Below are 19,484 nucleotides of genomic sequence, written 5' to 3' on the forward strand. Positions count from 1 at the left end.
CGGCTTGACCCAACAGTGCCCTCCCGGATAATCCCCCCCATGAAGCCCCTTCCCGGCCTCGCCGCAGCCGCGCTCCGCGGCCTTTCCCTTTCCTTTTTATTTTTTCTCGCCCCGGCCCTGGTGGGATGCGGGGGCTTCTCCTTTGAAGTCAAAATCCCCAAGTCCCTCATCATCGACCAGGTGAAGCACAAATTTCCGACCGTGCGCTCCAAGGGCCTGATGACCGTGAAACTGGCCAATCCCCAGTTGGATTTCGAGGGATCGCGCAACCGTCTGGGCGTGGTGGCGGATGCGGAAGTCCGGCTCCTGGGCATGATCCCCCTGCCGGGCAAGGTCGACTGCGACGGCACGCTCGAGTATCGCCCCAAGCACGGGGCCTTTGTGTTCACCGATGTGAAAGTCAAAAAATTCACCATCCAGGGGTTGTCCGAAAGCCGGGCCGACGAGGTTTCCGGCATCATCGGCAGCGCGGTGCTCGGCGCCCTGGGGGGCCTGGAGGTCTACCGGCTCAATCCCAAAGCCACCGAGGAAAAACTGGCCAAGCTGGCCCTGCGCAGCATCCGCGTCACCAACGACGGTGTGGTGGCCAAGCTCGGCTTGGGCGGAAAGTAACCCCGCCCTCCCGCCTCCCCCTACCTTTTCTCCGGCCGCAGATGCCGCTCACGGAACACCTTGGGCGAACCCCCGAAGTGTTGGCGGAAGGCGTGGGCGAAGGATGGGGAATCGGCGAACCCGCACTCCACCGCGATGCGCTTGACCGGATCAAGCGACGACAGCAGCCGTTCCCGGGCCGCCCGCAGTCTCCGCTGCAACAACCATTGGTGCGGGGTGGTCCCCATGGTCTGCCGGAAGACATCATGAAAATGCGCCTCAGAGAGTCCGGCCCTGGCCGACATGGTGGAGATCTTCCACGGCCGGGCAAAGTCCCTCTCCAGACATTCCAAGACCTGGCGCACCGGCCCGGGCCGGTGGCGGTGCGCATCTGCAGCGGGATTTCCGGGGTTGATCCCCGGGCGCATTTCGTCACATTACCCCGATGGCCATTTTCACCCTGACCCCCTCCTACCATGACCGCATCTGGGGCGGGAACAACCTCCACACCCTGTTCGGTCGGACTTTGCCCGGTGATCGGATCGGGGAATCCTGGGAAGTCTGTGACCGGGCCGAGACCCAGACGCTCCTGGTCGAAACCGGGCAGACGCTGCACGAACTCTGGACCGGAAAACACCGCGACGATTTTTTCGGCAACCTATCCCCCCAGTCCGAACGCTTTCCCATTCTGATCAAGCTCCTTGACGCCTGCGACAAGCTATCCCTCCAGGTCCACCCGCCCGAGGCCCTGGCCGCCGCGATGAAGGGCGAACCCAAGACTGAGTTGTGGTATTTCCTCGAAACCCAACCCGGCGCGGAAATCCTCGTCGGCCTGAAGAAGGGGGTCACCCGCGCCACTTTTGAAAAAGCCCTGGAGGAAAAGAAGCTGATCGAGTGTTTCCACCACCTGCCCACTTCGCCCGGCGAGGTCATGTTCCTGCCCTCGGGAAGGGTCCACGCCATTGGAGCCGGCAACCTGATCTTGGAAATCCAGCAGAATTCCGACACCACCTACCGGGTTCATGACTACGACCGCATCGATGCCAAGACCGGCAAGCCCCGCGATCTTCATGTGGCGGAATCGATGAAATGCATCCGCTTCGACGACATCGAACCCATCTTCACCCAGGTGCAGGGAAACTCGATTTTGGACTGCAAATACTTTGCCATCCACCGGCATCTCTTTTTCGAAAAGGAGGGCCGGCCGATGGCCACCGATGGCCGCTCGTTCTTGTACATGTTCAGCGCCCTGGGGCGATTCAAGATCGGGGGCCAGGAATACCCCCGCGGCACCAGTCTGCTGGTGGGTGCGGATACGGGCGAATTCGAGGTGGAGTCGCTTGACGATGAAGGCCACCTCATCACGGTGGGCTGGCCCTCCACCTGACGCGCATCAACCACGCAGGACTTCGCAGAAGACCTGCCACCCGAGCAGGGCGGAGCCTTTCCACGTGTAAGCCAGCCGGCCGTCTTTCACGGTGGAAAGCAACCCCGAGCGGTGGTTGTGCTCGAGGGTGGAACGAAAGAAGGCCTCGAACCGGACCCTGGGATTGGCCTCACCTGTTGGCAAGGGCTCGACCCCGTTCAGCTCCAGGAACGCCCGGTGTTGTTCCCACAGTTCGGCCAGGGATTCGGCCTCGGCCAGACGGTGCACCATGGCCTCCGGGGGAAGCTTCATTCCATAGGCCAGCGGGTAATTCCAAGTGATCCAAAAGCGGTTCTGCCGGTCGATCGTCAGGAGGATGGCGTAGGAAAGGGTCAGCGGGCCCTGTCGCACCACGGCCAGGGCGGCGTCCGTGCCCGTTTCGGCGTGATGGAAAAAGCGGTAACCCTGATCGATGGATGAAGGATGCATCCAGAAATCGCCCGTGGATACAAAGCCCTCGCCGCGGAGGTCACGGGTCAAGCCATTGACTTCGGGGAATTCCTCAAGTTCGATGGGTCCGTCCACCAGTTTGCGGTCGGGCGAATAGCGCAATCCCCTGGAATAGAGCAGGGCTTGGATGGCCGGCACGACAAACCACAGGGCCACGCCCCCGACGGCGAGAAGGGCATCGCCGCTCAGGAACCAGAGGGCCAAAGCCACGGTGGTGTAGAGCATCCACAGGCCCAGACGCCTGGCCCAGAGCCAGGGTGCCTGTAAGCACGTGTAAGCCAACAAGCCCGATCCCAGGCACCACAACAACGACGCGATCCAGTTCGGCATGACGGGTCAGGTTACCACAGGACCGGGCAGTCCCCAAAAGATTTCCCCGGGTGACGTTGACAAGGGAAGCGGTTTCTATATATTTGAGCTTCCTATCGCGGGGTGGAGCAGCCAGGTAGCTCGTCAGGCTCATAACCTGAAGGCCGTAGGTTCAAATCCTACCCCCGCAACCAATTTCAAAACCTTGGAGTTTATCCCTCCAAGGTTTTTTTGTGGGTATGTCATATCGCGTTTATGTCATCCAAAATGCCCAAGGTAAGTTCTACATTGGCTTATCCGACGATGTGCCACGCCGCCTGAATGACCACAACACGGGTGTTTCCAAATGGACCAGGGGCAAAGGTCCATGGATTTTAATGTGGACCAGCCAAGCGATGTCCCTCTCGGAAGCCCGTAAACTTGAAAACCGTCTAAAACGCATGAAGGGCGGCGACGGCTTCTATCAATTCACAGGCTTAAAACGCTCGTCAGGCTCATAATCCCGCCGTTGGCGGGACCGTAGGTTCAAATCCTACCCCCGCAATTCGCCTTCGCTTTTCTAGCTTCGGCGTAACTGCCTGCGCAGCCAGCCAGCTCCGTCCACGCGTTTGGGGCTTGTTCACACAGTGAGAAGGCGATCACGCCGAAGCCTTGGCGTAGGCGGACTTCCTTGCTACCTATTCCTGATGGACTACGTCTATCTCCTTCAAAGTGAGACTTTTCCCGAAAGATACTACTGCGGACTTACTGGAGACTTGAAAGCCCGCCTGAAGCTTCACAACGCAGGTCAATCGATCCATACCGCAAAGTTCCGTCCTTGGAAGATTTCAAGCTATTTTGCATTTTCTGATCGAAAGAAGGCCGTTGCTTTTGAGTTATACCTTAAAACGGCCTCCGGTCGTGCCTTTGCCAAAAAACGCCTTTGAACACCAGCCAAGCGATATCCCTCTCGGAAGGCCGTAAACTTGAAAACCGTCTAAAACGCATGAAGGGCGGCGACGGCTTCTATCAATTCACAGGCTTAAAACACTCGTCAGGCTTTTAATACCCAATCACATGGACTGAGCGACAGCTTCTTCGGGAGGGCGAGGCTCCCGCCGAGCCGGATTAAGGTCAGCACGCCAAACACGGCTCAGCAGGAGCTTCGCCCTCCCAAAAGGCCTTTTGTCGCCTACTTCACCTGATTGGGTATAATCCCGCCGTTGTCGGGACCGTAGTTTCAAATCCTACCCCCGCAATTAACCTTCGCCTTTCAGGCTACGGCGTAACTGCCTGCGCAGCCAGCCAGCTCCGTCCACGCGTTTGGGGCTTGTTCACACAGTGAGAAGGCGATCACGCCGAAGCCTTGGCGTAGGCGGATATTCCGCAGAGCGGCCGCAGGGTAGCGTTCCGCAAGGCGCGGTCACGGCACAGTCCCTTGCTGCCGGTGCCGCTGATGGTGCAGGACACTGCCGCCCTACAAGCGATCCGGTTTAAGTGACACCCTTGCAGCGGGGTTTCGCCCGAACCCGATCCGGCGCCAGTCCCTGCGGTCGGATGGATGATCCCAGCAGCCTTCGGCCTGTCTCCAACCGGCCCGATAGGGTTTGGCTTGTGAACCCCAGAGGATTTCATTCATTCCTTTGGCCGGTCGAATGACCCCGGTATGGGCGAAGAGATGGCGGAATGCTTGGCGCGCCTGGCGGCGAACCCGGCCATGGCCGGGGCCGATGACGAGATTCAGGGCCACCAAGCCCTGCGGACGGCACAAGGTAGCCAGATGGCGCACCCACGCGATGTCGGGAAGGATCGGGCGGAAGACGTCCTCGGCTCCGGAGGCGTACACATCATCCAACACCAAGTCGAAACGACCGGGCGTTGCTTGTTTGACCCATTCGCCGGCATCGGCCTGGCGAATGTCCATCCGACGCCGATGGGTCTTGAGGGCTTTGCGGGCCAGGTGGATCATGCGGGCATCCAAATCCACCGCGGTCATACAGGACCGGGGGAACAGGTGGAAGATCTGCCGGACCGCTGTTCCGGCACCCAGACCCAGCAACAAGGTCGATTCCACGCGGCCCAAGGGGTGGATTGAGGCCGCCGCAGTCAAGCCATCCCATGCGTAGCCAGTCAGCAGTCTGTCGGACGGCAGAAAACTCATGCTGGCACCCGCGACTAGGATCTCTTGGCTCACGTGTTCGGTAAAAGGGTTTGCTTCCAACTTGGGGGATGGGGCCCATGAATAGCGCCGAGCCCTTGACTGTCGAGCGTTCCGCAGGAAATCAGACGATGGCGACAAATCCAACAGACGGAGAAGACGTCTGCCTAACTGGCGCTTGCATTAAAGCTTATCCAGGCAGGCCCTTGAGGACGGACACTTCTTTTTCCAAATCACGCAGGCGCTTGACCAATTCCGGCAGGCGATGCGTCAGGGCCTCGATCTCCATCGACTCCCGCATGGGCTTGGCCGGCCCGCCGCGGTAGACCCCGGGTTCGGTGATGTCTTTGGTCACGGCGGTCCAGGCGGTGATGGTCACTTTGTCGGTTGTCTTGACATGCCCGACCAAGGCGGATTGCCCGGCCACGGTGTTGTAGGCGCCCAGGCTGGAACTGCCTGAAATCCCGACCTGGGCCACGATGATGCTGTGTTTGCCGATGACCACGTTGTGGGCGATCATGACCAGATTGTCGATTTTGCAGCCTTCCTGGATCCAGGTTTTGTCGAATCGTCCGCGGTCGATGGTGGTGTTGGCACCGATCTCACAATCATCGTCGATCTGAACGTAGCCCACCTGGGGAATTTTGACGTATTTGCCGCCATGGAATTCGTAGCCAAAACCGTCGGAACCGATGACGGCTCCGGCGTGCAGGATGACCCGCTTGCCGAGGACACAACGTTCGCGCACCACGGATGAGGCATGGAGAAACGAGTCATCGCCAATACGGGCTTCATGACCCACGTATACGCCGGGTCCCAAGTGGACGCGGTCGCCGATCCGACAGCCAGCCTCCAGGGTGACATGCGGGCCGATGTAAAGGTCGGATCCCAACTGGACACCAGGGCCAATCACCGCGGTCGGATGGATACCGGGCGACCAAGTGACTTCGGGTGGGGCAAAGAGGGCGATGACGGCGGCAAAGGCCGCGGTCGGATTGTCGACACGAATGGTCGCACAAGGCAGGGACTGGTTGAAGTCGCGCGGAACGAGCACGGCAGCGGCCTGGGTGGCCAAAGCCGCCTTGGTGTAGCGTGAATTACCGAGGAAGGAAACCTGGGTGCCGGAGGCACGGCCCAGATCGTTGATGCCCGTGCAGGTGATGGAGCCGTCGCCCACCAGCTCCCCTCCTACGAGGGCGGCGATATCTGCCAGGGAACGACTCACCCCGCAAAGCCTGTTACTTCGCGGCAGGTTTGGCTGAACCCGCGGGCTTGTCTTTGTTGAGCTGCTTGACGATTTCGTCGGTGATGTCGGTCAAACCTTCGGTGTAAACCAGGCCGGAAGTGCCATTGAGAGTCATGCCGGATTTGTCGATGACGATGTTGTATTTGCCTTTGGCGAAGGTTTCGACGACTTTGTTGATCTCGTCGACGATGGACTTGCGTTGGCGGACTTGGAGGTCCTGGAGAAGCTTGGAAGAAGTGCCGCGGAACTCATTGAGTTCGCGTTCGCGGGTTTGGGCTTCCTGGATCTTTTCCTTGAGTTTGTCCTCGCGCTCCTTGCGGGCGGCTTCGCTGGCGGAGGCATCCTTGGCCCCTTCGCGGAGGCTGTTGATCTGGTCGACAAGCTTCTTGTAATCTTCCATCCGGTCGTTGAATTCCTTCTGGTAGCCGGAACCCTGTTCATTGATGCGGGTTTTGGCTTCCTCGGTTTTGTAGTAATCGTTGAAGCATTTCTGCAGGTCGACGAGCGCTACTTTGAGGCTGGTGGTCTGGGCGGAAGCCGAGGCGGCGGTAAGGAAAAGGGCGGCAAGGATTGCGGCAAGAGGTTTCATGAGGGGCAAAGGTTATTAGAATTGGTAGCCGACGTCAAAGTGGAATTCGACTTCGGGCCCGTCAACGAGTTCTTTTTCTTTCACCACCGGGAAGCCGAGGTCCAACCGCAAGGGACCGATGGGCAGGTTGAGCCGGAGGCCGACCCCGGTGCCGAGGGAGAAGTGTTCGAGCCCGTAGTCGAATGTGTCGGTGTTGTTGATCCCGCCGTCGACAAAAATGGCCCCGCGGACCCGGTCGATGATGGGATAGGTGATTTCAGCATTCCCATAGGCCATGGTCTGGCCGCCGACGGGTTCCCCATTGATGTCGACCACATCATTCCCACCAGATTTGGAAAGTTTGGGCCCGACGTCCCGGTATTTGAAGCCCCGGATGGAGCGCGAACCGCCGAGGAAGAAACGGTCATAAAGCGGGACAGTGTCCCCGCTATCAAATCCATCGGCGACGCCGGTGGCCCCGTTGAATCCGAGGATCAAGTCCCAAGGAAGGCTGTAATACTTGCTACCCTCCAGCTGCAGTTTCCAAATTTTGGTGTCGCCCATGAGCGGGCCTCCCGCGGCTTCCGCGCTGAACTCGACTTTCTCACCCTTGCGGGTCAGGAACAGGTCGTCGCGGTTGTCGTAGGAGATGTTGAAGAGAACGGAACTCTTGGTTCGTGCTCCCTCCTCGTTCTGGATCAGGTTCGGCAGGCTCGTGCTGACATCGTAAATGTCGATCACCTCGGCCTGGTAGCGAAGACCCACCCTCCAGAAATCATTCAGGGCCTTCCCGAGGCGGATGGCGGCACCATAGCGGCGCTGGTCATAGTCGTTGCTCAGGTACTGGGCATTGTTGTAGAAGAGGTCGAAGCCGAAGGAGAGCTTCTGGTTCATGAACCAGGGCTCGGTCCAACTGACCAGTGCGTCCTGGCGGCTGAGACCGTATTGCAGGCGGGTGCGGAACTTCTGGCCGGCGCCGGTGAAGTTGGGCCAGTTGGCGAAGTCGAAATTCCCCTGGCTCAGTTCCACGAATCCCAGCAGGCTGTCCACCGTGCTGAATCCCGCCCCGAAGGTGACCGAGCCCGTTCGTTGTTCTTCCACGGTCACGACCATGTTCTTGCGGTCTTCCACAGCGGTGTCTTCGGGGCTGATGTCGACCTTGGAAAAGTAGCCCAGGTTTTCCAGGCGCTTCTTGCTCGCCTCGACGGCCACGGAGTCGTAGACATCCCCGGGGTTGAGGGCCAGTTCGCGCCGCAGGACTTTGTCTTTGGTGCGGTTGTTGCCCTGGATGACGATTTTTTCCACGTAGGACTGCGGCCCCTCGGAAATGTTGTAAACGATGTCCATGCGCCCGCTTTCCACATTGGGTTGGCGCTGGGGTGTGACGTTGGCGTCGATGTAACCGCGCTCGCCGTAGAGGTCGCGGATGGCTTTGACATCGGCATCCAGACCTTGGGGGGAAAAGGTGCCGCTTTCCTTCATGGCCATACGGCCCTTGATTTGTTCCTGGGTGAACAACTGGTTGCCGGCCAGATTGAGGGCACCGACCTTGTAGGGGATGCCTTCAAAAATGATGATCTTGATGTTGATGCGGTCCGCTTCCGGATAGGAGCGGCGGACATCCTTGACCTGCATGTCGATGTATCCCTTCGACTGGTAGTGTTCGCGGAGCTTTTTGAGGTCCTCCTTGAACTGGTCCTCGATATAAAGGCCGGATTTGTTGAAAATGGACAGGAGGTTCTTCTTGCGGGTTTTGAAGAGTTTGCGCAGTTCGGTGCTTTCGAGTGCCTTGTTTCCCTCGAATTCAACCAAGTCCACAAAGGCCTTGGCTTCTTCCTTGATGGTGTAGGTGACCACGGCGCGGCCAACCTGCTCGTTGATGTCGATCTTGTATTCGACCTGGGCATTGGCGAAGCCCTTGGTGTTGTAATAGGAGAGGATGGCCCGCGAGTCGGTGGCCACGTTCTGTTCACTCAGGGGATCGCCCGGCTTGCTGGTGATTTTCTTACGGACGGCCTTTTCGGAAATCTTGTCGTTGCCGACCACCACCACCTGCTTGACGATCGGCTTGGGCTGGACGACGACCACCACCTTGACCCCCTCACCCAGGGGTTCGTCATAGATGCGGAGGTTGACGAAAAGACCGGTGGCATAGAGGTTGCGGACATCTTCCTCGACCGAGGCGAGGGAGTAGGGCTGGCCCACGGTGGAACGCATGTTGGAAAGAATGACACTGCGATCGACCGAGCGCGGGCCGGCGAACTGGATTTCCACTTCTTTGATGGTAGGGCCGGTTTTTTTGCTGCTTTCGTCCGCAGCAGAAGGCGGACGGACCACCGTCTTGTTTTCCGTCGCGGTGGGCGCGGCGGTTGCCAACATCGCCGAACTGCCCAGGCAAAGAAGGAGGCCCAGGAGGCCCCGCATGAAGCCGGGAAACAGCACTTCTAATTTGTCTAAAATTCTCAAGCGTAAACCTTTAGAGCGTCTATTGTTCAAGTAAGTTCTTATGCTTTTTTACGTCAAAAGTCTGATTTCACTGTAGAACCTGTGCGATGGTCCTGAGATCGTCAAGGACATTATGGCGTCTGATTTCCGCCGGTAGGCAGGGGGGAAAAAGCCGGCAAAAGACTCCCCAAGCGCAAAAAAAGCCCCCGAATCGGGGGCTTTTGATGAAACAGCGTGAACCGCTGTTGGAAAGGGCGTCGGGGGTTACTCCGACTTTTCCGCTTTGGCCTTGAGCGGGCGTTTCTTCTTGGCCGGGGCTTCTTCTTCAACCGCGGCGGGGCGGTTGACTTGGACCACCACTTTGAGGCGGGCTTGGACACCGTGTCCGAAGGAAACTTGCACTTCATGTTCGCCCTCTTCTTTGAGGGGCTTGGTGGCGATCTTCTTCTTGTCGATGGTGTGGCCGAGGGTGGCCAGACGCTCGGAAATATCCTGGGAGGTGACGGCACCGAAGACTTTGCCGGACTCATTGGCTTCCATCGGGAAGGTCAGTGTGAGCTTGTTGAGAGCGGTGGCGATTTCCTGCGCTTCGTTGAGTTCGCGGGCCTCGCGTTCGGCACGCTGGCGTTTGAGACCTTCGACGACTTTCTTGGAAGCGTCGGAGGCGGTGACAGCCAAGCCGCGGGGGATGAGGAAATTGCGGGCGTAGCCGGGTTTGACTTTGACCAGATCGGCTTCGGCACCAAGGCCGTAGACGGGTTTTTTGAGGATGACTTCGAGTGCCATGGGTGTTTCTCCGGGAGGGGGTGATGTTTAAAGTTGGAAAGATGGAAAAGGATCTGTGCTTCGCTCTTGTTCTAAATCGGGCCGGTTCAGAAGGGAATTTCGTCGTCCGCGGCATGGGTGTCGGGGAAGTCTTCCGGCTCACGGCCTCGTGCGGGGGGCGCATCATCGTGGCGGGGGGAAGCGGTTTCGCGATCGCCGCTGGTGCGGGAGGCTCCGCCGGAACCCGAGCCGCGGCCGAGGAACTGGATGCGTTCGGCGCGGACGCGGAGGCGGCTCCGCTTTTCGCCCTGATTGCTCTCCCATTGGTCAAGCTGGAGCCTACCCTCGACAAAGATGGGAGAACCCTTCGAAAGGTAGTCTTTGCAGATTTCGGCCTGGCGTCCCCAGACAACGATGTCGACGTAGCAGACTTCCTCTTTTTCCGCGCCCTCGGCGGTGCGGTAGGACATGTTGATGGCCATGGCGAGGTCGCCGACAGCCGTGCCCTTGGGCGTGTGCCGGATTTCCGGATCGCGCGTCAGGTTGCCGATGAGGAAGACTCGGTTGAGGGAGGCCATGGGGAAATCTTGGTGAATCCGGGAAAAGGAAAATGAGAACCGGTCAGGCGGCGGCCGCTTCTTTGCGGGTCTTGACCAGATAATGCTGGCGGTAGACGCGCTCATCGAATTGGAATTTGGCCCGGAGTTCGTCGAGCTTGAGGGGTTCGAGTTCGAAGGTGACGCCGAGGTAGTAACCCCCGTCGAGCTTGCCGGCCTGGCGCTCGAATTTACGGCGGTCCATGCGCTGGGTGCCCTCGAATTTTCCGCCGAGTTTCTCAATAGCGGACTTGATGTCGGCAATGGCGTGGTCGACGCCATCTTCCTTGCCTTGGAGGTCCAGGATATACGTGCTTTCGTAACTCTTTTTCATACCGTTCCGTTCAATTCGTTCATCACCGCTTCGAGCCCGACGGACTGGGCCCTGCCCAATCCATCGACCGCCCGCGCGATCATTTTTTCCACTGTTTCTTGTTCGTCACGCCTGAAGTGGCCCAGGACGTGATCCTTCAAATCTTTGGAGGGATCGGCCGAGCCGACCCCGCAGCGGAGCCGCGGGTAGGCTTGGGTGCCGGTGGCCGAGGCCACCGAGCGGAGACCGTTGTGTCCTCCTTCACTGCCGGAGACCCTTAAGCGCAGTCGACCGACGGGGAGGTGGACATCGTCGACCACCACGATCATTTGCCCCGGCAGCAACTTGAACCATCGCAGCATCCGGACAACTTCCGGACCCGAACAATTCATGTAACTCTGGGGCTTGGCCAACCAGATGCCCTCCGGCACTTGGGCGACCAAGGCGTCGGCGAAGCGGCAAGTCTTCCAGGCCGCCCCGTGTTTGTCCGCCCAACGATCCAGGGCGGCAAACCCGACATTGTGCCGGGTGTTCCGGTAAGCGGCACCAGGATTTCCCAGTCCCACCACCAAAGGAAACAGCCCGGCCAAAAATTATTTCTCCTTCTTGGCCGCCTCCGCGGGCTCTTCCTTCTTCTGTTTGATCACTTCGGGTTGGACCGGGGCGGCGGCAGCGGCACCAGGGGCCGGTTCGGCTTCCACCTTCGGAGCGTGGACCATGAACACCGGCAGCGAAGCATCATTGGTGAAAACCACACCTTCGGGAGCGGCAATTTCGCCGACATGGACGGCGCCACCGATGTCGAGGGAAGTGACATCGATGCGGATTTCCGAGGGAAGATGCTGGGGGAGACATTCCACACGGAGGTGGCGGATGAGGTGGTCCAGAATGCCGCCGTTTTTGACCCCGATGCATTCACCGATCTCGACCACGTTGACTTCGGCGTGGATCTTCTGGTTGGGGTCGATTTCGTTCAGGTCGACATGCAGCACCTTGTCCTTGAGGGGGTGCTGCTGGATTTCCTTGATGAGGGCGAGGTGTTTGCGGGCTCCCGCTTCACCGGCGATCTCGAGATCGACCAGGACGTTGCTGGAGTGGGCCGCGTTGAGGGCGCGGACCAGCTCAACGCCGGAAAGTTCGAGGGCTTGGGGTTCGCCACGTCCGTAAAGCACGGCGGGGATGCGCCCGGCTCTGCGGGATTTTTTGACCGCCAGGGTGCCTGTCCGCGTGCGGCGTTCGGCTTTGAGTTGGATTCGCTGTGCCATGTTTGATCTTTTTTGAAATGGATAGAACGGCAAAGGAAACAGGAATTAAGCGGGGAGGTCAAATCTAATTTTGAGAGATGAAGAGGTGCCGATTCCGCCCGCAGCACCTGCCGGGCCGATGGTTCAAGCACCGGAGGCCCCCCAAGCGGGCTTATGCTCCGCCGACCGGGGCTTAATGTTCCAAGCTCAGCCGGCCTTCGGGCATCCGGTCCTGTCCGGCCAAGAACGCCACCCGTAATTGGGCCGTGGAGGCTTCGTGAACGGGGGTGAAGAGGGGTTCAGGACGGGAACGCAGCACCAGCCAGGCCAGTTGGAGGGCGGTCCGCCAGTCGGGACCGAGCGGCTGATGGGCCTCCAGGGGATGGGGGAAAAAAGGCACGGGCACGGTTTGCAGAACACTTCCCTGCCTGACCGCTTGGGCGGCGAATTCCCAGAGTGCTTCCCTCCCGGCAAGGGTGAACCCCACCCGCTGGAGCAAAGCCCGCCGGAAGACCCAAACCCCGGCATTCCGACAATCCGTCGGCAATCGCAGCAGGTTCCGGAAGATCCATGCGGAAATAAGATCCCACGCCGGACGCGGACCCTTGCGCCGGTAGCCGGCCACCAAATCCGACACTTCCAAGTCGCCAACCCAACGGATCATATCCGCCAACACCCAACCACCCGGCCGGTCCATGACCACCAGAAACTCTCCTCGGGCATGCAGCAATCCACTCCGCAGGGCCTCCCCGTATCCCTTCATACGGCATTGGTAAACCAGATTCAGCCGGGGTTCGTGGTGGCGCAAGCGTTCGAGAATCTCCGGCGTCCGGTCCCTGCTGCCGCGATCCACGATGACCAGTTCCCAATCCGGATGGCACTGGGATGCAGCCTGGGCCAGGGCCCAGATCTCTTCGGTGATCGTCGCTTCACGATCGTGCACCGGCACCACCAGGGAGAGGCACATGCGGTTATCGTAACAGGATTGCCATGGTACAACAATCCCAAAGCTTGTCGTTGCTACCAACGGCGGATTTTGCCCGTGGGAGTACGGGCGATGGTCTCCACCACGCGCACCTCGACCGGGATCATATGGGGCGGAAGGCTGCCTCCCAAAAAACGGGCCAAATCGGCGGAAGAAAAAGGGGCCGCGCCGGATCCCAGTTCCACTTCCACCACCGGAACCTCGCCCAAGATATCATCGGGCCGGGCCAACACCCGGCAGGCGGCCACAGATGGATGTTTCTCCACCGCCTGCTCAACCTCCTCACAGAAAAACTTCATCCCGCCCGTCAGGATGCGGTTGTGCCGCCGTCCCACCACAAAAAGATCCCCGTCCTGGTCGAAGTATCCATTGTCACCCGTCGCAAATGCGCCCGGTGGTGCGGGCCGCCAAGGGTCCATGTAGGCGGCATACAACCCGGGTCCCTCAACAAGGATTTCTCCAACGTGATCGGGTCCCAGCCCAGTGATTGTGTCCCCATCGCTCCCCCGCAGGTGGATGCGGTAATCCGGCAAAGGCCGACCAACGCTCAGGGGTTTGTCGGCGGCATGCGCCAGATTCATCGCCGGCAATCCCACCTCGATCATCCCCAAGGCCTGCACCAGGGTAAAACCCAACCGTTCGCCAACCCGTTCCGCCAATTTCGGGGTCAATCCCGAAGCCGTGGACACCGCCAGACGAGGCTGGAGGGCCATGCGGCCCGGGGAAACATCCGCCAAGGCGGCAAAGTCCTGCGGGGCCGCATAGAAGACCGTGGCCCCCTGCCGTTCCGCCAGAGCCCGTGCCGCCACGGTCCCTCCGCGGGGCACCAACACGGTCGCCCCATGGGCCAGATAGAGCAGGATGGACACCACCCAATGGTGGGCCATCGGCAACAGCCACAACACCCGGTCGTCCGGCCCGATGCCGAGGCCGCGATTAGCGGCATCAATGCGTTGGGTGACGGCGAGGTGTCCGAGGATGACCCCCTTGTTGGTGTGGGTGGTGCCGGAGGTGAACCGGATGAAGGCCGGTTCCAGGGCCCGGAACGCCCGGTCGTCCGCCCCGTCGACATCCCCCGGATCGGGCCGCGCGCTCCATTCCCCATTCACCACCAAGTGGTGCAGTTTGACCCTTTGCACCAGAAGATCCAAAGTCGCCCCGGAAATCCGGTCGGAGATCGGAAAGAGGCACCCGCCGGCCGCCATGACTTCCAATCCCTGCAGGATGAAGTCCGCCCCTTGGGGGGCCACCATGCCACAACGATCCCCAAGTAAGACGCTCCTCCGCGCCCGTCCCCGGGCAATCGCCCCGGCCACCGCCGCATAATCCACCGTCCGCTCCACCACGCCCCCCGCCCCGCCTTCCACCACCGCGGCATGGGCCGGACGAACATCCGCCTGGGCAAGGATTTGGTCGATGATGGTCATGGGCGCACCAACTTAATCCGGAACGGCCAAAGCTCACGCCCGAACTTTTGCCCGCTACCGGTGATTCGCCGCCGCGATATGGCTTGTCGGGCCACGTCATCCCCGCCATTGTCACAAATCGATGGCCGCATCCTTCTGGAAAAACCTGCAAATCTTCACCGGTTCAGCCAATCGTGATTTGGCCGAGAAAATCGCCCACTACATCGGGGTCCGGGTCGGCGATGCCACCGTGACCGCCTTTCCCGACGGTGAGAGTTTTGTCAAATTCGAGGAAAACGTCCGGGGCAACGATGTCTTCATCATCCAGCCCACCTGCCCCCCGACCAATCACCACCTGATGGAGTTGTTCATCATGCTGGACGCCGCCCGGCGGGCCAGCGCCGGTCGCATCACCGCCGTCATGCCCTTCTACGGTTACGCCCGCCAGGACCGCAAGGACCAGCCCCGCGTCCCCATCACGGCCAAACTCATCGCCAACCTCCTCACCGCCGCCGGGGCCGAACGGGTCCTCACCATGGACCTCCACGCCCAACAGATCCAGGGCTTCTTCGACATCCCCGTCGACCACCTCTACGCCGCCCCCGTCTTCTACCAACACCTCAAACACAAACACCTGGAAAACCTCGTCGTGGTATCCCCGGATGTGGGCGGCATGAAAATGGCCGCGGCCTACTCCCAAACCCTCGGCGCCGGACTGGCCATCGTGGCCAAACGCCGCATCAACGCCACCGAGACCAAGGCCCTTTACGTGGTGGGCGAAGTCAAGGATCGCGATGTCCTCCTGGTCGACGACATGACCGAGACCGCCGGCACCCTCAGTTCGGCGGCCCATACCCTCCGGGATGCGGGCGCACGCGACATCTACGCCTGCGTCTCCCACGCCATCCTGAATGAAAAGGGCCTGGAACGGCTCAAATCATCCGGGATCAAAGAACTCATCACCACCGACAGCACCCCGCAGCCGGTCAACCCCAACCTCCCCCTGACCACACTGTCTGTCAGCGAGCTATTGGGCGAGGCCATCAAGCGCATCCATTACGGCGAGTCCGTCTCCTCACTTTTCGATGTCGGCAACGGCCGCAAGCTTACTTTGTAAGCGATACCCGAGGAGCATCGCGTGATGCCTTTCCCCAGCCGGAGCCATTGGCGACAATGGCTCCAGAAAAACCACCGCAGTGCCGACAGCGTATGGCTGCTTTATTACAAAAAGGACAGCGGCCAACCGAGTGTGACCTACAACGAGGCGGTCGAGGAAGCCCTCTGCTTCGGATGGATTGACAGCACGGTCCGGCCCGTTGATGCGGATCGTTGGTCGCAACGCTTCACCCCGCGGAAGCCGAAGAGCGTCTGGTCCAAATGGAACAAATCCCGGGTGGAAAAAATGACCGCCGCCGGCCTGATGACAGAAGCCGGGATGGCGGCGGTGGCCACGGCCAGGACCAACGGAGCCTGGACCTCCATCGATGCCAGTGAAAATGGCGTCATGCCGCCCGATTTGAAAAAAGCCCTGGCCTCCAGACCCACAGCAAAAAAACACTTCATGGCCTTCCCGCCTTCTGCCCGGAAATACATCTTCGAATGGATCTACGCCGCCAAGCGCCCGGAAACCCGCACCCGCCGCATCGAACAAACGGTATCCCAGGCCGCGCTCAACCTCCGCGCCCGGGGCTGACCCTTCCGGTGCTCACCAGCCCAAAATGTAGGCAAAAATCAACGGGGCCACGATGGTCGCATCGGATTCGACGATGAATTTCGGCGTGTCGATCCCCAGTTTGCCCCAGGTGATTTTTTCATTCGGCACCGCCCCGGAATACGAACCGTAGCTGGTGGTGGAATCGCTCACCTGACAGAAGTACCCCCAGAACGGCACGTCATGCCATTCCAGATCCTGATACATCATCGGAACCACGCAGATCGGGAAGTCCCCCGCGATGCCCCCGCCCAATTGGAAGAAGCCCACGCCTTTGCCGCCGGAATTTTTACGATACCAATCGGAGAGCCAGACCATGTATTCGATCCCGCTTTTCATCGTGGTGGCCTTGACCTCGTTCTTGATCACGTAGGAGGCAAAGATGTTGCCCATGGTGGAGTCTTCCCAGCCGCCGACCACGATGGGGAGATTCCTCTCCGCGGCGGCCACCATCCAGGAATCTTTGGGATCAATCTCGTAGTATTGCTCCAGCACGCCGCTTTGGATCATTTGGAACATGAATTCGTGGGGGAAACAGCGCTCCCCTTTGGCATCGGCGGCCTTCCACAGTTCCACGATGTGTTTCTGCAGGCGGCGGAAGGCCTCTTCCTCGGGAATGCAGGTATCCGTGACCCGGTTCAATCCGTCTTCCAAAAGCTTCCATTCATCCTGCGGGGTGAGGTCGCGGTAACCCGGAATGCGCTTGTAGTGCGAGTGGGCAACCAGATTCATCAGGTCTTCTTCCAGGTTGGCCCCGGTGCAGGAAATGATGTCGACCTTGCCCTGGCGGATCATTTCGGCGAGGGAGACCCCCAGTTCGGCGGTACTCATGGCCCCGGCCAGCGTGATCATCATCTTTCCACCAGCGGTCAGGTGGGCTTCATACCCTTTGGCGGCGTCCACCAGGGCCGCGGCGTTGAAGTGGCGGTAGTGATGGGTGATAAACTGGCTGATCGGTCCTTTATTCATCCGACCATCATGAACCACGCTGCGCGCCGGGATCAAAAACAATCTTGCGGAATTTTTTCCCGGCCTTGAGATGCAGGGAATCATGCGGCTGATCGGGCTCTTTCTCTTCCTTGTCTCCATCGTGCCCGCCCCCTCCCCGGCGGCAGAGGGCCCCTGGCTGCGCATCGCCCGCGGGGTGTCGCACGCCCCTTTCGCCCGCCTTCTGGCCGCGCATCGCGGTCCCGATGGACGAGTGGACTACGCGGCCTGGCGCCGCGACCCCGCCGCAGTCGGAGAACTCGACCGCTACCTCAGCACTTTCGCTTGCCATGATGGGCCACCCGCCGATGGACGTGAACAAATGGCAGGATGGATCAACCTCTACCACGCCTCCCTGGCCCGCCAGATCCTCGACCAACCCCGATTGGCCAGCCCGAAGGGCGATAGAGGCTTTTTCCAGGAAAAACGCTTCCTCCTTGGACCCGTTCCCTTTTCCCTGGAGGACTTGTCGGAAGGACACATCACCGCCCTTCTCGGCTGGCGGGCCCGCGGCATCCTCCACCTCGGCTGCCTGGGCGGTCCGCCCCTGCCCGAAAAACCCCTAGAGACCGAAACCATTGATTCCGCCATCGAAACCAATTGGCGCCGTTGGCTTGCCTCCCCGGACCATCTCCAGGTCGGCCCCTCGGTCATCCGGCTTTCCCAGATCTTTCTCTGGTATCGAGGCGAATTCGATGCCTTCGGGGGGTTCCGCCAAACCCTCGGCCGATACTTGCCGCCCGAACAAGCCGCGCTCATCCAACGCAAGGACGTCCGGGTGGAATACCTACCCTTTGATTGGACGCTGGCGGAATCCGCCCGTCCTGCCCACAGCTACACCCCGGGCATGCTGCTTCGCGATCGTTGGTGGCCTTGGCGTTGAAGTCACAGGTTGCCAGGCCCAAGCACCGGGCTAAGGTAAAACCTCTATGCGCCTCGCTGCCCTGATTCTGGCCGGAGCCTGCTTGGCCCATCCGGATACCGGCACCTGCGCGGAGGCGTTGGGCCTTAACGAAGCCTACACCCTGGCCGAGGCCCGCAGTGAATCACTCGGCATCAACCGCGAGGAAATCAAAACCGCCGAAGCCCGCTACTGGCAGGCACTGAGCACGGTTTTCCCCCAAGTCGGATTCACCGGCTCCCAACGCACCCAGAACAACCTGGGCGGCGGGATCGACAGCGGGGCCAATGGCCTCCGGCGCGACAGTTGGGAAGGCCGGCTGACGGTCAGCCAGAGTCTTTTCAGCGGCTTCCGCGAATGGAACACCGCTGCCGCGATCAAGGCCGATCAACGCGGCCTCAACTCCACCCTCGCCCGCAACCGCCAGTTGCTCTACCTCGACGTCAGCGATCTCTACCACCAGATCACCTCGCTGGAACAGGACCAGCAGGCCCTGGTGGAAATCCTCCGCACCTTGGAAGAACGTCGCAACGAACTGGCCGCGCGCGTCACCCTCGGCCGCTCGCGCAAGGGTGATCTCCTGGCCTCGGAGACAGAATGGGCCGACACCCGGGCCACCCTCGAAAGCGTGCGCGGATTCACCGGGGCGGCACGGGAATTGTTCGCCTACCTCATCGGACGCCCCGCGGACAGCTTCACCCTCACCCCGCCCTCCGGCCTGCCCGCAGCCGACAAGCTGGAAACCTACCTCTGGAAAACCGGCGCCCGGCCCGACCTGGTCGCCGCGGCGGAAAGACAGACCGCCACCCAACGCCGCTCCGATGCGGTGCGGGGCGAATTCCTCCCCACCATCAAAGGCAACTTCAGCTACCTCGCCCTCGAAGACCCGGAAAGGGAACAGGAATGGAACATTGTCGTGACTGTGGATGTCCCGGTCTTCGACGGCGGCCTGCGCGTCGCCCGCCTCAGCGAAGCGAAATCCCTCTACCGCGCCAGTCAGCTCGACTTCAGCCGCGCCCGCCGCCTGGCCGACAATGAAGTGCGCGTGGCCTACAACAACTTCGTCTCCGCCGCCGGTCAGGCGGTCCAACTCCACGAGGCCGAACGCGCCGCCCTGGAAAACTACCAGGCCCAGAAAAAAGACTACACCCTCGGCCGGGCCAGCAACCTCGACGTCCTCTCGGCCCTGCTTCGTTGGAAGGAAATCATCCGTCGCCGCATCGCCACGGAAAGTCTGGCCCACAGTACCATGATCGCCCTCAAGGTCGCCGCCGGCGAACCACCCCAGGCTGAAAATCTCCCACCCAAAATCGTCAAATCCCAGGAACCCTCAAAAGAATAATCTCACCCCCAAGGCGGCTCCGGCCGCTTTGCTTGAAAATCCGCCCCCCAGTCTCCGTCATC

The 19,484-nt window shown here is 60.5% G+C and carries 21 protein-coding genes and 1 tRNA gene; 8 read left to right on the forward strand and 14 right to left on the reverse strand.

Annotated elements, in window-relative coordinates; genetic code table 11:
* The first annotated feature begins 39 nt into the window (after nucleotides 1-39).
* Nucleotides 40-612: a DUF1439 domain-containing protein gene (locus SFU85_10870; GenBank protein MDX6767279.1), complete on the forward strand. Its 573-nt coding sequence runs from the start codon at nucleotides 40-42 to the stop codon at nucleotides 610-612.
* 20 nt (nucleotides 613-632) lie between these two features.
* Here SFU85_10870 and SFU85_10875 read toward each other — a convergent pair whose 3' ends face one another.
* The gene (locus SFU85_10875; protein ID MDX6767280.1) at nucleotides 633-1,019 is read right to left on the reverse strand and encodes an AraC family transcriptional regulator; all 387 of its coding nucleotides are present in this window, start codon (nucleotides 1,017-1,019) and stop codon (nucleotides 633-635) included.
* Between the two features lie 17 nt (nucleotides 1,020-1,036).
* Between SFU85_10875 and SFU85_10880 the strand changes: the two genes are divergently transcribed.
* The gene (locus SFU85_10880; GenBank protein ID MDX6767281.1) at nucleotides 1,037-1,978 is read left to right on the forward strand and encodes a type I phosphomannose isomerase catalytic subunit; all 942 of its coding nucleotides are present in this window, start codon (nucleotides 1,037-1,039) and stop codon (nucleotides 1,976-1,978) included.
* Nucleotides 1,979-1,984: 6 nt separating this feature from the next.
* Here SFU85_10880 and SFU85_10885 read toward each other — a convergent pair whose 3' ends face one another.
* Complete coding sequence (locus tag SFU85_10885; GenBank protein MDX6767282.1) at nucleotides 1,985-2,797, reverse strand: hypothetical protein; 813 nt, start codon at nucleotides 2,795-2,797, stop codon at nucleotides 1,985-1,987.
* Between the two features lie 96 nt (nucleotides 2,798-2,893).
* Between SFU85_10885 and SFU85_10890 the strand changes: the two genes are divergently transcribed.
* Both SFU85_10890 and SFU85_10895 read left to right on the forward strand, forming a co-directional pair.
* Nucleotides 2,894-2,970, forward strand: a tRNA-Met gene (locus SFU85_10890).
* A 492-nt stretch (nucleotides 2,971-3,462) separates the two neighbouring features.
* Nucleotides 3,463-3,702, forward strand: coding sequence for a GIY-YIG nuclease family protein (locus tag SFU85_10895; protein MDX6767283.1), 240 nt, complete (start codon nucleotides 3,463-3,465; stop codon nucleotides 3,700-3,702).
* A gap of 530 nt (nucleotides 3,703-4,232) precedes the next feature.
* Here the strand turns inward: SFU85_10895 and SFU85_10900 are convergent.
* From SFU85_10900 to SFU85_10950, 11 genes are all read right to left on the reverse strand, one after another.
* The gene (locus SFU85_10900; protein ID MDX6767284.1) at nucleotides 4,233-4,949 is read right to left on the reverse strand and encodes a methyltransferase domain-containing protein; all 717 of its coding nucleotides are present in this window, start codon (nucleotides 4,947-4,949) and stop codon (nucleotides 4,233-4,235) included.
* Between the two features lie 154 nt (nucleotides 4,950-5,103).
* A complete protein-coding gene (lpxD, locus tag SFU85_10905; GenBank protein ID MDX6767285.1) occupies nucleotides 5,104-6,138 on the reverse strand; it encodes a UDP-3-O-(3-hydroxymyristoyl)glucosamine N-acyltransferase in 1,035 nt (344 codons plus the stop codon).
* 13 nt (nucleotides 6,139-6,151) lie between these two features.
* Nucleotides 6,152-6,748, reverse strand: a complete 597-nt coding sequence (locus SFU85_10910) for an OmpH family outer membrane protein (GenBank protein MDX6767286.1) — start codon at nucleotides 6,746-6,748, stop codon at nucleotides 6,152-6,154.
* 15 nt (nucleotides 6,749-6,763) lie between these two features.
* On the reverse strand, nucleotides 6,764-9,151 hold the full coding sequence (gene bamA / locus SFU85_10915; protein MDX6767287.1) for an outer membrane protein assembly factor BamA: 2,388 nt from the start codon (nucleotides 9,149-9,151) through the stop codon (nucleotides 6,764-6,766).
* 285 nt (nucleotides 9,152-9,436) lie between these two features.
* Complete coding sequence (gene rplI / locus SFU85_10920; protein MDX6767288.1) at nucleotides 9,437-9,958, reverse strand: 50S ribosomal protein L9; 522 nt, start codon at nucleotides 9,956-9,958, stop codon at nucleotides 9,437-9,439.
* An 86-nt stretch (nucleotides 9,959-10,044) separates the two neighbouring features.
* Nucleotides 10,045-10,515 carry a single-stranded DNA-binding protein gene (gene ssb / locus SFU85_10925; GenBank protein MDX6767289.1) on the reverse strand — a complete coding sequence of 157 codons (471 nt, stop codon included), beginning with the start codon at nucleotides 10,513-10,515 and terminating at the stop codon, nucleotides 10,045-10,047.
* Nucleotides 10,516-10,558: 43 nt separating this feature from the next.
* Nucleotides 10,559-10,867, reverse strand: coding sequence for a 30S ribosomal protein S6 (locus tag SFU85_10930; protein ID MDX6767290.1), 309 nt, complete (start codon nucleotides 10,865-10,867; stop codon nucleotides 10,559-10,561).
* Nucleotides 10,864-11,436 (reverse strand): aminoacyl-tRNA hydrolase, encoded by a 573-nt coding sequence (gene pth / locus SFU85_10935; GenBank protein ID MDX6767291.1) that lies wholly within the window; start codon nucleotides 11,434-11,436, stop codon nucleotides 10,864-10,866. The genes SFU85_10930 and pth overlap by 4 nt, the downstream gene beginning before the upstream one ends.
* Nucleotides 11,437-11,439: 3 nt before the next feature.
* Complete coding sequence (locus SFU85_10940) at nucleotides 11,440-12,111, reverse strand: 50S ribosomal protein L25 (protein MDX6767292.1); 672 nt, start codon at nucleotides 12,109-12,111, stop codon at nucleotides 11,440-11,442.
* A gap of 172 nt (nucleotides 12,112-12,283) precedes the next feature.
* On the reverse strand, nucleotides 12,284-13,057 hold the full coding sequence (locus tag SFU85_10945) for a glycosyltransferase family 2 protein (protein ID MDX6767293.1): 774 nt from the start codon (nucleotides 13,055-13,057) through the stop codon (nucleotides 12,284-12,286).
* A gap of 53 nt (nucleotides 13,058-13,110) precedes the next feature.
* Nucleotides 13,111-14,502, reverse strand: a complete 1,392-nt coding sequence (locus SFU85_10950) for a class I adenylate-forming enzyme family protein (protein ID MDX6767294.1) — start codon at nucleotides 14,500-14,502, stop codon at nucleotides 13,111-13,113.
* A gap of 121 nt (nucleotides 14,503-14,623) precedes the next feature.
* On the opposite strand from SFU85_10950, the gene SFU85_10955 reads away from it, so the two are divergent.
* Together SFU85_10955 and SFU85_10960 are read left to right on the forward strand one after the other, a co-directional pair.
* Complete coding sequence (locus SFU85_10955; protein MDX6767295.1) at nucleotides 14,624-15,598, forward strand: ribose-phosphate pyrophosphokinase; 975 nt, start codon at nucleotides 14,624-14,626, stop codon at nucleotides 15,596-15,598.
* Between the two features lie 24 nt (nucleotides 15,599-15,622).
* Entirely contained in the window at nucleotides 15,623-16,174 is a 552-nt protein-coding gene (locus SFU85_10960; protein MDX6767296.1) for a YdeI/OmpD-associated family protein, read from the forward strand.
* Nucleotides 16,175-16,186: 12 nt separating this feature from the next.
* Here the strand turns inward: SFU85_10960 and SFU85_10965 are convergent, their stop codons facing one another.
* Complete coding sequence (locus SFU85_10965; GenBank protein ID MDX6767297.1) at nucleotides 16,187-17,161, reverse strand: deoxyhypusine synthase family protein; 975 nt, start codon at nucleotides 17,159-17,161, stop codon at nucleotides 16,187-16,189.
* A gap of 70 nt (nucleotides 17,162-17,231) precedes the next feature.
* Here SFU85_10965 and SFU85_10970 point away from each other — a divergent pair, with 70 nt between their 5' ends.
* Both SFU85_10970 and SFU85_10975 read left to right on the forward strand, forming a co-directional pair.
* A complete protein-coding gene (locus tag SFU85_10970; protein MDX6767298.1) occupies nucleotides 17,232-18,062 on the forward strand; it encodes a hypothetical protein in 831 nt (276 codons plus the stop codon).
* A 46-nt stretch (nucleotides 18,063-18,108) separates the two neighbouring features.
* Nucleotides 18,109-19,422, forward strand: coding sequence for a TolC family protein (locus SFU85_10975; GenBank protein MDX6767299.1), 1,314 nt, complete (start codon nucleotides 18,109-18,111; stop codon nucleotides 19,420-19,422).
* Nucleotides 19,423-19,484 lie beyond the last annotated feature (62 nt).

This window comes from Candidatus Methylacidiphilales bacterium, assembly GCA_033875315.1.
GTDB lineage: Bacteria > Verrucomicrobiota > Verrucomicrobiia > Methylacidiphilales > CAZTYG01 > JANRJG01.